General features: G+C 64.6%; 7 protein-coding genes. All 7 read left to right on the forward strand.

Annotated elements, in window-relative coordinates:
- The first annotated feature begins 17 nt into the window (after positions 1–17).
- The 7 genes from BLR66_RS17030 (at position 18) to BLR66_RS17060 (ending at position 13,295) form a co-directional block, all read left to right on the forward strand.
- Positions 18–1,919 (forward strand): sialate O-acetylesterase, encoded by a 1,902-nt coding sequence (locus BLR66_RS17030; RefSeq protein ID WP_093289772.1) that lies wholly within the window; start codon positions 18–20, stop codon positions 1,917–1,919.
- Between the two features lie 17 nt (positions 1,920–1,936).
- Entirely contained in the window at positions 1,937–3,640 is a 1,704-nt protein-coding gene (locus BLR66_RS17035) for a DUF5597 domain-containing protein (RefSeq protein ID WP_093289773.1), read from the forward strand.
- 94 nt (positions 3,641–3,734) lie between these two features.
- Positions 3,735–6,578 (forward strand): TIM-barrel domain-containing protein, encoded by a 2,844-nt coding sequence (locus BLR66_RS17040; protein ID WP_093289774.1) that lies wholly within the window; start codon positions 3,735–3,737, stop codon positions 6,576–6,578.
- A 1-nt stretch (position 6,579) separates the two neighbouring features.
- Complete coding sequence (locus BLR66_RS17045) at positions 6,580–8,943, forward strand: glycoside hydrolase family 95 protein (protein ID WP_093289775.1); 2,364 nt, start codon at positions 6,580–6,582, stop codon at positions 8,941–8,943.
- Positions 8,940–10,433 (forward strand): xylulokinase, encoded by a 1,494-nt coding sequence (gene xylB, locus BLR66_RS17050; RefSeq protein WP_093289776.1) that lies wholly within the window; start codon positions 8,940–8,942, stop codon positions 10,431–10,433. Before BLR66_RS17045 ends, xylB begins: the two co-directional genes overlap by 4 nt.
- A 33-nt stretch (positions 10,434–10,466) precedes the next feature.
- Positions 10,467–11,801: a xylose isomerase gene (gene xylA / locus BLR66_RS17055; RefSeq protein ID WP_093289777.1), complete on the forward strand. Its 1,335-nt coding sequence runs from the start codon at positions 10,467–10,469 to the stop codon at positions 11,799–11,801.
- Positions 11,802–11,864: 63 nt separating this feature from the next.
- Complete coding sequence (locus BLR66_RS17060; RefSeq protein WP_093289778.1) at positions 11,865–13,295, forward strand: sugar porter family MFS transporter; 1,431 nt, start codon at positions 11,865–11,867, stop codon at positions 13,293–13,295.
- Positions 13,296–13,359 lie beyond the last annotated feature (64 nt).

A 13,359-nucleotide genomic window follows, 5' to 3' on the forward strand; every position in this document is an offset into this window, starting at 1 on the left:
TTATCGGACTGGGACTGATGTTGCTGGCGGCGCAGCCCGTGCAGGCGAAGATCGCGCTGCCGCTGATGTTTTCCGATGGCGCCGTGCTGCAGCGCGACCAGCCGTTGCCGGTCTGGGGCTGGGCGGCGCCGGGCGCGAAGATCGAAGTCGCGTTCGACGGCCGCAGCGCGGAAGCCACGGCTTCCAGCGATGGCGCGTGGCGGGTCGAACTGCCCGCGCACGCAGCGGGCGGACCTTATCTGCTTAAGATCAGCGAAAACGGCGGCGACGCTACTACCGTGCACGATGTGCTGGTCGGCGACGTGTGGCTGGCTTCGGGCCAGTCGAACATGGAGTGGCCGGTTGCGCAGGCCAAGGACGCGCAGCGGGAAATCGCAAGCGCCGGCGACAATCGCATCCGCCATTTCAAAGTACCCAAGTCGTGGTCGGGCCAACCGGAAGCGCGCTTGACCGGCGGCCAATGGCAGGCGGCATCGCCGCAAACGGTGGGCGCGTTTTCGGCGGTCGGGTATTTCTTCGCGCGCGACCTGCGGGCGAAGACGGGCGTACCCATCGGCATCATCGACAGTACCTGGGGCGGCAGCCGCATCGAGGCCTGGACCGATGCCGCTACCCAGGGACTGGATGCGCAGGCAGTCGTGCGGCAGGCCAGTGAAGCGCAGGCGCGCGATCAAGCCGCAGTGGCCGAGACCCATGCACGCCTGGCGCGCTGGCCGCAGAAGGGGGTCGATACCTCGCGGTGGAACCAGGCCGGTTTCGACGACCGCGACTGGGACCGCATTGCGGTGCCGGGTTTGTGGGAAGGCGGCGGCTACAACGGCATGGATGGGGAGGCGTGGTATCGCGCCAGCTTCACTCTGAGCGATGCCGAAGCCAAGGCGGGCGTCGTGCTGGGCGTCGGCCGCATCGACGATTCCGACATCACCTGGGTCAATGGTCAGCAGGTGGGCGAAACGCGCATGCAGTACAACCTGCCGCGCCAGTACTCAGTGCCACCGCAGGCGCTGCACGCGGGTGTCAACAAGGTTGCGGTGCGAGTGCAGGATTTCGGCGGCGGCGGCGGCATCCATGGCGCCGCCGGCGAAGTGTTCGTGCAGCCGCAAGGCGCGGCCAAGCGGCCGTTGGACGGCGAGTGGAAATTCCGGCCGGCGCAGGTGTCGGTGGCGATGATCGACGACAAGAACCAGTATCCCGCGCTGCTGTACAACCAGATGATCCGCCCGCTGCGGCCGTATCCGGTGCGCGGGGTAATCTGGTACCAGGGCGAAGCCAACGCGACCGCGGCCGACGCTTACCGTTACCGCGACCAGTTCGCCGCCATGATCGGGCAATGGCGCAGCGACTGGAAACAGCCGGCCATGCCGTTCCTGTGGGTGCAGCTGGCCAATTTCATCTCCGGTGCGGATGTTCCCGGCCAAAGCGCCGGTGCCGGCAGTCCGTGGGCGCTGCTGCGCGAATCGCAGTCGCACACGCTGGCTCTGCCGGCTACCGCGCAAGCGGTGGCCATCGATATCGGCGATCCGAACGACATCCATCCGCTGAACAAGCAGGAAGTCGGCCGCCGTCTGGCGCTGGCCGCGCGCCATGTGGCTTATGGCGAATCGCTGGTGTATTCCGGCCCGGTTTATCGCGCAGCCAAGTTCAAAGGGCGCGAGGCCAGGGTGGAGTTCGGTCCATCCACCACTGCGTTGGCGGTGCGCGGCGGAGGCGATGAAGTGCATGGTTTCGAACTGGCCGGCGCCGACCGCCGCTTCCATCCGGCGCGCGCCGTTCTCCGCGGCGACGCCGTCGTGGTGACCAGCGATGCGGTCGCACAACCGCAGGCAGTGCGCTATGCATGGAGCGACAACCCCGAACAAGCCGATCTGATCAACCGCGATAGCTTGCCTGCATCGCCTTTCCGCAGCGATAGCTGGTAATCAAGGAGAACCACCGGATGACGATACGAATCCCGACCGTCGTTGCCTCTGCCCGCCTGCTGCGATCGGCAACGGTATTGGCGCTGTTCGCGTTGCTGGTGGCGTGCAAGCCGTCCGAGGCGCCTGTGGGTGCGGCGCCGGCCGAAACCAGAAGCGAATCCAAGCCGAAGGCGCAGAGCGCCGAAGCGCCGATCCCGAAACTGGTGAGCGAGAACGGCCGCCATGCGTTGCTGGTAGACGGCGAGCCCTTTCTGCTGCTGGGCGCGCAGGTGAACAACTCCAGCAACTATCCGGCCGCACTCGAAAAAGTGTGGCCCGCCATCGAAGTGCTGAAGCCCAATACGGTGATGGTGCCGATCGCCTGGGAGCAGGTCGAGCCGCAGGAAGGCAAGTTCGATTTCTCCTTCCTCGACACCTTGCTGGCGCAGGCGCGCGAGCACGACGTGCGGCTGGTGCTGCTGTGGTTCGCGACCTGGAAGAACAACGGACCCAACTACGCGCCGGCCTGGGTGAAGCTGGACAACAAGCGCTTCCCGCGCGTCGTCACTGCCGACGGCAGGACGCTTAACTCCCTGTCGCCGCTGGCCGCCGAGACGCTGGAAGCCGACAAGAAAGCCTTCGTGCAGTTGATGCGCCATCTGAAGCAGGCCGATCCGCAGCGCACCGTCATCATGGTGCAGCCGGAGAACGAACCCGGCACCTACGGCGCGCCGCGCGATTTTTCGCCGCTGGCGCAGAAGGCGTTCGATGGGCCGGTGCCGGAAACGCTGATCAAGAAGATGGGCAAGCAGCCCGGCAACTGGAAGCAGGCGTTCGGCAACGACGCAGACGAGTTCTTCCATGCCTGGCATGTGGCGCACTACATCGATCAAGTCGCCGCGGCGGGCAAGGCCGAGTATCCGTTGCCGATGTACGTGAACGCGGCATTGCGCGATCCGTTCACGCCCGGCCTGCCCGGGCAGTACGAGAGCGGCGGTCCCACCGACAACGTACTGGAGATCTACAAGGCGGCCGCGCCCAACATAGACCTGCTGGCGCCGGACATCTACATGCGCGAGTACGACAAGTACACCACCGTGCTGGACCGCTATTCGCGCCCCGACAACGCCTTGCTGGTGGCCGAAACCGGCAACGACACGATGTTCGCGCGCTATTTCTTCGCGGCATTGGGCCAGCAGGCCATCGGCTGGTCGCCGTTCGGCATCGACTACACGCGCTATTCCAACTGGCCGCTGGGGGCCAAGCGCATGTCGCCCGAATCGCTGGAGCCGTTCGCGCTGAACTATCGTCTGGTGCGGCCGGCCGCACGGGTGCTGGCCAAGCTGAGCTTCGAAGGCAAGGTGCATGGCGTCGCCGAACAGGCCGGCCAGCCCGTGCAGACGATCAAGCTCAACGACCGCTGGAATGCGGTGATCACCTATGGCGTGCCGCAGTTCTGGTTCCAGGGCGAAGCGCCTGGCAATCCGGAGCCGGTGGGCGCGGCATTGATCGCAGAAACCGGTACCGACGAATTCCTGGTCACCGCCTATCACGCACGGGTGAACATCGTCGCTGTCGATCCCGCCGTCGCCGCACGGCAGATCTACGACCGCGTCGAGGAAGGTACTTACGAAAACAACCAATGGAAGTTCCAGCGCGTCTGGAACGGCGACCAGACCGATTATGGGCTGAATTTTTCCAGCGCCGATCAGCTGCTGAAGGTGAAGCTGGCGACGTACTGAATTGCAAGGTATCGACGGCGTTCGGCGATCGTTGCCGGAATCCGTAGCGGCGGGTCTGGCCCGTCCCACACGAATCGAAAGGGAGGAGCGGAAAATGCGTAATTTAATGGGGCTGAGCCTGCCGTTGCTGGTCTTGCTGGCCGCTTGCGGCGGCAAAGCCGGCCAGGCGTATGAGAAGACCGACAACGGCGTCATCGTGCGTCCCTTGGATAAAGGCGCCGCGGCGGTGCGCCTGCAGGTGGTGGATGCCGGCATCATCCGGGTCAGTGCCGATCCCGATGGCGATTTCAAGCGCAGTCCCAGCCTGATGCGGGTCGAGGCCACAACACCGGCTGCCAAGTTCGACGTCGATAGCGCCGACGGCAAGCTGCGCCTGACTACCGACAAAGTAACCGCCGAGGTTTCGCTGCAGAGCGGCCGGGTCAGCTTCCTGGACAAGCAGGGCAAGCCGGTACTGAGCGAGGTCGAAGGCGGCAGGAGTTTTTCCCCGCTGGAAGTGGAAGGCAAGCCCTACCTCAGCGTCCGCCAGCGTTTCGAATCGCCCGATGACGAAGCCATCTACGGCTTCGGCCAGCATCAGCAAGGCTGGATGAACCAGAAAGGCCACGATGTCGAACTGCTGCAGCACAACGTGGACATGGCGGTGCCTTTCCTGGTGTCCAGCCGCAACTACGGCCTGCTATGGGACAACAACGCCATCACCCGCATGGGCGACCCGCGCGGCCTGCAGCCGTTGCCCAAGAGCCTGAAACTGTACGACGCCAAGGGCGAAGAAGGCGCGCTGACCGCGCGCTACTCGGTCGGCGGCGTGCAGAAAGTCGAGCGCCGCGAATCCGAGGTGAACTACCAGTACATCAAGGACCTGGCCAACTTCCCGGCCGAAGCCAAGAGCAAGGACCAGCCCATGCAGGTGACTTGGGAGGGCGAGATCGAAGCGCTCAGCCCAGGACGCCATACGTTCTCGCTGTACTCCAGCGAGTACGCCAAGCTCTGGATCGACGACAAGCCAGTGATCGACCGCTGGCGCCAGAACTGGAATCCGTGGCACCACGAATTCGCGCTGGAACTGCAGCCGGGCCAGCGCCACAAGCTGAAGATCGAGTGGAAACTGATCGACCCCAGCTACATCGCATTGCTGCATCGCGATCCGTTGCCCGCCGCCGAAGCCAAGAACCTGTCGCTGTGGTCCGAAGCCGGACAGATGATCGATTACTACTTCGTCGCCGGCGACTCTGCCGATCAGGTCATCGCAGGCTATCGCGAACTGACCGGCAAAGCGGTGCTGCTGCCGAAATGGGCCTACGGATTCTGGCAGAGCCGCGAGCGCTACAAGACGCAGGACGAACTGGTCGGCGCGCTGGCCGAATACCGCAAGCGCCAGCTGCCCATCGACAACATCGTGCTGGACTGGTCGTACTGGCCGGAAGACGCCTGGGGTTCGCACGATTTCGACAAGACGCATTTCCCCGATCCCGACGGCATGGTCAAGCAGGTCCACGATCTGCACGCGCAGATCATGATTTCGGTATGGCCCAAGTTCTATCCCACCACCGCCAACTACAAGGAACTGGATGCCGCCGGTTTCATGTACAAGCGCAATGTGGAAGTGGGCGAGAAGGACTGGATCGGCGCGGGCTATTTGAACTCGTTCTACGATCCGTATTCGGAGAAGGCGCAGGCCATCTACTGGCGGCAGATCAACGAGAAGCTCAACAGCAAGGGCTTCGACGCCTGGTGGCTGGACGCGGACGAGCCTGACCTGCATTCCAACCTCGATGTCGGCGAGCGCAAGGCGCGCACCACGCCGACCGCGGTGGGCCCGTCCACCGAGTTCTTCAATTCCTACCCGCTGCCGCACACCCAGGGCGTATACCGCGGCGACCGTGCGGCCGATCCGGACAAGCGCGTGTTCATCCTGTCGCGCAAAGGCTATGCCGGCACCCAGCGCAATGCGGTGGCGGTATGGAGCGGCGATATCGTTTCGCGCTGGGACGACATGCGCGATCAGATTTCCGCTGGCGTCAATCTGTCGATGTCGGGCCTGCCGAACTGGACCTTCGATATCGGCGGCTTCGCGGTGGAGAAGCGCTACGAGCGCCAGGACCCGGCGCATCTGCCGGAATGGCGCGAGCTCAACACCCGCTGGTACCAGTTCGGCGCGTTCGTGCCACTGTTCCGCTCGCACGGCCAGTTCCCGTACCGCGAGATCTGGAACATCGCGCCGGAAGGCACGCCGTACTACGCCAGCATGGCCTACTACAACCGTCTGCGCTACACGTTGCTACCCTACGTCTACACGCTGGCCGGCGATACCTATCATCGCGACGGCAGCATGATGCGCAGCCTGGCGATGGAATTCCCGGGCGACGCCAAGGTCCGCGACATCAACGACCAGTATCTGTTCGGGCCGGCATTCCTGGTGGCTCCGGTGACCGCGTTCAAGGCTACGCAGCGCCCGGTCTATCTGCCGGCCGGCAGCGCCTGGTACGACTTCTACAGCGGCCAGCGCCACGAGGGCGGACAAACCCTGCAGGCCGCCGCGCCGCTGGAGCGCATGCCGTTGTTCGTGCGTGCCGGTGCGATCGTGCCGACCGGTCCGGTGCAGCAATACGTGGACGAGAAGAAGGACGCGCCGCTGACCGTGGTGGTCTATACGGGCGCCGACGGCGAATTCTCGCTGTACGAAGACGATGGCAAGGGCTACGGCTACGAGAAGGGCGAGTTCAGCCGCATTCCGCTGAAATGGAATGAGAAGAGCGGTGAACTGAGCATCGGTGCGCGCCAGGGTACGTTCCCCGGCATGCAGGCCAAGCGTGAAGTGCGCGTGCGCTGGATCAGCGGTCCGCGCGCCGACGCCGGCGCACTGGAACCGGCCGCCGATACCACCGTGCAGTACGACGGCAAGGCGATCACGGTGAAGGCGGCCAAGACGAACTGATATGAGCGTCGATCTGACCCGCCGCGAATTGTTCAAGGGAATGGGCGCAGGCCTTGCGATCGCTGGCCTGGCACCGTCCGCAGTCGTGCACGCGGCTGCGAGCGCCACCGCCGACGGCGATGCGCTCAAGCTCTGGTACCGGCGGCCGGCGACGCGATGGGTGGAGGCGTTGCCGTTGGGAAACGGGCGCCTCGGTGCGATGGTGTGGGGAGGCATCGAACACGAACGCCTGCAGCTCAACGAAGACACGCTGTATGCGGGCGGCCCGTACGAAGCCGACACTTCCGGCGCGCTGGAAGCATTGCCGGAAGTGCGCCGGCTGATTTTCGCCGGCCAATACGCCCAGGCCGAAGACCTGGCCAACGCCAGGATGATGGCGCGGCCGCTCAAGCAGATGCCCTATCAGCCGCTGGCCGACCTGGTGCTGGATTTCCGCGATATTCCGGACACCACCGACTATCGTCGCGAACTCGATCTGGATACGGCGATCACGCGCACGCAGTTCCGAACCTGGAAGACGGAGCACACGCGCGAAGCCTTCGTCTCGCCGGTCGATCAGTGCATCGTGATGCGCCTGTCTACCGACCGTCCCGGCGGCATCGACCTGCGGGTATCGCTGGACAGCGATCAGCAGAGCGAAGTGTCGGCCGAAGACGGCGCCCTGCTGCTGCGCGGCCGCAATCCGGCGCGGCACGGCATCGAGGGCAAGCTGAAGTTCGCGACGCGGGTGCGTGCGATTCCCCGTGGCGGCTCGCTGCAGGTACGTGGCGAACGCATCGAAATCGAAGGCGCGGACGAGGTAGTGCTGCTGATCACGGCCGCGACCAGCTATCGCCGCTACGACGACGTCAGCGGCGACCCCGAAGCGATCACGCGCCGGCAGCTGGCGGCAGCGCAGCAGCGCGGTTTCGAAGCGCTACGTGCAGCGCATGTGGCCGAGCACCAGCGCCTGTTCCGTCGCGTCTCCCTCGATTTGGGAAGTACTGAAGCGGCGAAGCTGCCCACCGACGAACGTGTCGAGCACTTCGCCAACGATGGCGATCCCGCGCTGGCCGCGCTCTATCACCAGTACGGCCGGTATCTGCTGATTTCCAGTTCGCGTCCCGGTACGCAGCCGGCCAACCTGCAGGGCATCTGGAACGACTTGATGGACCCGCCGTGGGAAAGCAAATACACGATCAACATCAACACGGAAATGAACTACTGGCCCAGCGAGGCCAACGCCTTGCCCGAATGCGTGGAGCCGTTGGAGAGCATGCTGTTCGACCTGGCGGAAAAGGGCGCGCGCCGGGCCAGGGAAATGTACGGAGCGCCAGGCTGGGTGGTGCACCACAACACCGACCTGTGGCGGCAGACTGGTCCCATCGACGGCGCGCAGTGGGGTTTGTGGCCGATGGGCGGCGCCTGGCTGCTGCAGCAATTGTGGGACCGCTGGGACTACGGCCGCGACGAAGCTTATCTGCGCAGGATCTACCCGCTGTTCAAGGGTGCGGCCGAATTCTTCGCCGCCGCGCTGGTGCGCGATCCCGCTACCGGCGAGATGGTCACCAATCCATCGATGTCGCCCGAGAACGTGCATCCGAAGGGCGCCTCGCTTTGCGCCGGACCGGCAATGGACTCGCAATTGCTGCGCGATCTGTTCGCGCAGTGCATCCAGGCTGCCGGCCTGCTGGGCGTGGATGCCGGTTTCGCACAACAGTTGCAGCAATTGCGCGGACAGCTGCCAGCCGATCGCGTCGGCAATGCGGGCCAGTTGCAGGAATGGCGCGAAGATTGGGACATGCAGGTGCCGGAGATCCACCACCGCCACGTCTCCCATCTTTACGCATTGCATCCGAGCTGGCAGATCAACCTGCGCGATACGCCGAAACTCGCCGCGGCCGCTAAACGATCGCTTGAAATACGCGGCGACGACGCCACCGGCTGGGGCATCGGCTGGCGCTTGAACCTGTGGGCGCGGCTGGGCGACGGCGAACACGCGCTGAAGATCCTGCGCATGCTGTTGGCACCGCAGCGGACCTATCCGAATCTGTTCGATGCCCATCCCCCGTTCCAGATCGACGGCAACTTCGGCGGCACCGCCGGCATCACCGAGATGCTGCTGCAGAGCTGGGGCGGTTCGATCTTCCTGCTGCCGGCGCTGCCGCAAGCGTGGGAATCCGGATCCGTGCGTGGTCTTAAGGTGCGCGGCGCGGCGGGCGTCGATCTGTCTTGGAAAGCGGGCCGTCTGGCCATGGCCACGCTCACCAGCGTGCACGGCGGCCGTTACAACGTGGTGCTGGGAGAACAGAGTCTGGATATGGAACTCGAAGCGGGCCAGTCGCGACGCATCCGCCTGCAAGACGGCAAGCTGGTGGCGGCATGAGCCTGTACGCCGGCATCGATGCGGGAACCCAGAGCATCAAGCTGCTCGTCTACGACGCGGAGTCCAGGCAGGTCGTCGCCACAACCAGCGCGCCGCTCGAACTGATCAGCGGCGAAGACGGCAGCCGCGAGCAGCTGGCTTCGTGGTGGATCGAAGGCGTGCACGCTTGCTTCGCGCAACTGGATGCGCCAGTCCGCGCGTCCATCGCCGCGATCGGCGTCTCCGGGCAACAGCATGGCTTCGTGCCGCTGGGTCGCGATGGCCAGGTGCTGGCGCCGGTCAAGCTGTGGTGCGATACCAGCAGCGCGCGCGAGTGCGGACAGATCATGCAGGCGCTCGGTGGAGAACAGCGCTGCATCGAGATCGCGGGCAATCCCATCCTGCCCGGTTATACCGCTTCCAAGCTGCCGTGGACGCGCCGACATCGTCCCGAGGTCTATCGCGACCTGGCGACCATCCTGCTGCCGCACGACTATCTCAACTTCTACCTCACCGGCGAACGCTTCACCGAACTCGGCGATGCCTCGGGCACCGGCTGGCTGGATGTGCGCACGCGCCAATGGTCGAAAGAACTGCTGGCGGCCATCGATCCCGATCGCGATCTTTCGCCGTGCTTGCCGCCGCTGATCGAACTGGGCACCACCTTCGCGATCCTGCCCGCGATCGCCGACGCGCTCGGGCTGCCGCACGCAGTTCGCATCGCGGTCGGCGGCGGTGACAACATGATGGCGGCCATCGGTACCGGCTGCGTGGTGCCGGGCCGGCTGTCGATGAGTCTGGGCACTTCAGGAACCCTGTTCGCCTACGCCGATCATCCGGTGGTGGATGCCAACGGCGCCTGGGCCGCGTTCTGTTCTTCTTCCGGCGGCTGGCTGCCGTTGATCTGCACCATGAACTGCACGGTCGCTACCGAGACCATCGCACGTTTGTTCGGCTTCAGCGTCGCCCAAGGCGAAGCCATGATCGGCGATACCCGTCCGGGCGCCGACGGCCTGACCTTGTTGCCTTTCTTCAACGGCGAACGCACGCCGAACCTGCCCGATGCCCGCGCTGCGATGCTGGGCATGGATCCGCTCAACGCCACGCCCGCCAACTGCTACCGCGCGGCGATGGAAGGCGCGACCTACACCTTGAAGTATGGCTACGACGCATTCGCTGCGGCGGGTCTGCAGTTCGAAGCCATCGTGCTGACCGGCGGCGGCGGCAAGAGCGCCGCCTGGCGGCAGATGATCGCTGATGTGTTCGATCTGCCGGTGGAAGTGCCACGACAGACCGAAGGCGCCGCGTTCGGCGCTGCGCTGCAGGCGTTGTGGTCCCAGTTGCATCAAAGCAAAGAAGGCGTCGCTCTGCACGACCTGGTGGCACAGCATGCCGCCGTAGATCCATCGCTTTCCACCCGGCCCGACCCTGCGCGCGTCGGCCAATACCGGACGCACTACGCGCGTTTCCTGCAACACCTCGATGCCGTGCGCACGCTGTACCCGGCGTAGCGCGCCCCCGCACAACAGAATGGAAGACAGACCATGAGCAATCTCTATTTCACCGGCGCAAAAGAATTCTTCCCGGGCATCGGGCGCATCCCGTTCGAAGGCCGCGATTCGGATAACCCCCTCGCCTTCAAGGTGTACGACGCCAACAAGCGCATCGGCGGCAAGACCATGGCCGAGCACCTGCGCTTTGCGGTGTGCTACTGGCATACCTTCTGCAACGCCGGCCACGATCCTTTCGGCCCCGGCACGCGCCGATTTCCGTGGGAAACCGGCTCGCCGCTGGCTACTGCCGAGGCCAAGATCGACGCCGCGTTCGAGTTCTTCAGCAAGCTGGGCGTGCCGTACTGGTGCTTCCACGACATCGATCTTTCCCCCGATTCCGAAGACATCGGCGAATACGAGAAGAACCTCAAGCACATGGTCGCCCTGGCCAAGTCGCGCCAGGAAGCCACCGGCACGAAACTGCTGTGGGGCACGGCCAATCTGTTCTCGCACCCGCGCTACATGAACGGCGCTTCGACCAACCCCGACTTCGCTGTGGTCGCCCGCGCGGCCGTGCAGGTCAAGGCCGCGCTCGAAGCCACCGTCGAGCTGGGTGGCGAGCACTATGTGTTCTGGGGCGGCCGCGAAGGCTATGCCTCGCTGGTCAACACCAACATGAAACGTGAGGTCGAACACTTCGCCCGCTTCCTGACCATGGCCCGCGACTACGGCCGCAGCATCGGGCTGAAGGGTAATTTCCTGATCGAGCCCAAACCGATGGAGCCGATGAAGCACCAGTACGACTTCGACAGCGCCACGGTAGCCGGCTTCCTGCAACAGCATGGCCTGGAAAAAGACTTCAAGCTCAACATCGAAGCTAATCACGCGACGCTGTCCGGGCACACCTTCGAACACGACCTGCAGGTGGCTTCCGACCACGGCCTGCTGGGCAGCATCGACGCCAACCGCGGCAATGCGCAGAACGGTTGGGATACCGACCAGTTCCCGACCGACCTGTACGACACCGTCGGCGCCATGCTGGTGGTGCTGCGTCAGGGCGGGCTGGAAGGCGGCCTGAACTTCGACGCCAAGGTCCGTCGCGAATCGACCGATCTGGAAGACCTTTTCCTCGCCCACATCGGCGGCATGGACAGCTTCGCGCGCGGCCTGGAAGTGGCGCATGCGCTGCTGACCGATTCGCCGTGGGAGCAGTGGCGCGCCGAGCGTTATTCCAGCTTCGACAGCGGTGCCGGCCGCGATTTCGAGCAGGGCAAGCTGGCCCTGGCCGACCTGCGCACGCTGGCCGCAAACAACGGCGAACCCAAGCAGATCAGCGGCAAGCAGGAGCGTTATGAGAACCTGTTGAACCAGTATCTGTTGCGCTGATACTTGCCGCCGCCGATCCGTAGATTCCTAATCCATACGAGCCGCACTCAGCAAAGGCCGCCCATGAACAGCATTCCCCTCAGCAAGGCATCCGCCGACAGCGGCGAGAACACCCGGCTGATCATCCTGATCAGTTGCGTGGCCACCATCGGCGGCTTCCTGTTCGGTTTCGACAGCGGGGTGATCAACGGCACTGTCGACGGGCTCAAGCAGACTTTCCACTCCAGTTCGGCCGGAACCGGTTTCGAAGTGGCTTCGATGCTGCTGGGTTGCGCGGTCGGCGCCTTCTTCGCCGGCCGCCTGGCCGACCGCTGGGGACGGCGGGCGGTGCTGATCATCTCGGCGGTGCTGTTCCTGCTCTCGGCGCTGGGCGCGGGCATGGCCAACACGTCGCTGGTGTTCATCATCGCGCGCGTATTGGGCGGTTTCGCGGTCGGCGCGGCCAGCGTGATGTCGCCGGCCTATATCGCCGAAGTGGCCTCGGCCCGCTACCGCGGACGGCTGGCGACGGTGCAGCAGATCGCCATCATCGGCGGACTGTTCTGCGCCTTCCTCAGTAACTACCTGCTGGCCAAGACCGCAGGCGCCTCCACCGAAACGCTGTGGCTGGGCTTTGCGGCGTGGCGCTGGATGTTCTGGATGATGGCGATCCCGTCTTTGATCTTCCTGTTGCTGTTGTTGCTGATCCCCGAAAGCCCGCGTTACCTGGTGGTCAAGGGCCGCAAGGAAGACGCGTTGAAAGTGCTGACCCGCCTGTACGGCGCGGCGGAAGCCAAAACCAAGCAGATCGAGATCGAGGGCTCGCTGTCGGCCGACCACCATCGTCCGCGCTTGTCCGATCTGGTCGACAAGGCGACGGGCAAAGTGCGCAAGATCGTCTGGATCGGCATCGGCCTGGCCACCTTCCAGCAGCTGGTCGGCATCAACGTGGTGTTCTACTACGGCGCGGTGCTGTGGCAGGCGGTGGGCTTCTCGGAAAACGACGCGCTGCTGATCAACGTGCTGTCCGGCGCGCTCAGTATCGGTGCGTGCGTGCTGGCGCTGATCCTGATCGACCGGATCGGCCGCAAGCCGTTGCTGTGGATCGGTTCGGCCGGCATGGCGGTGTCGCTGGCGCTGGTGACCTTCGCCTTCGCCAGCGCCGGGCTGGATGCGCAGGGCAAGCTGGCGATGTCCGACTCGATGGGCATGCTGGCGCTGGTGGCGGCCAACGTCTACGTGGTGTTCTTCAACATGTCCTGGGGTCCGGTGATGTGGGTGATGCTGGGCGAGATGTTCCCCAACCAGATCCGTGGTTCCGGACTGGCGGTGGCGGGCGCGGCGCAGTGGACGTCCAACTTCCTCATCACCGTCACTTTCCCGATCCTGCTGACCGGCATCGGTCTGGCTGGTGCCTACGGTATCTACACCGTGGCCGCGGTGATCTCGGTATTCTTCGTACTCAAGTACGTGTACGAAACCAAAGGTCGGGAGCTGGAACAGATGGAAGGCTGACCATTGGTGGGGGAACCGGTTGCGCAACGATTTCCACGCGGCCGGTCTACCCTGTTTGGAAGCA

It is taken from the genome of Pseudoxanthomonas sp. CF125 (genome assembly GCF_900104085.1).
Lineage (GTDB): Bacteria > Pseudomonadota > Gammaproteobacteria > Xanthomonadales > Xanthomonadaceae > Pseudoxanthomonas_A.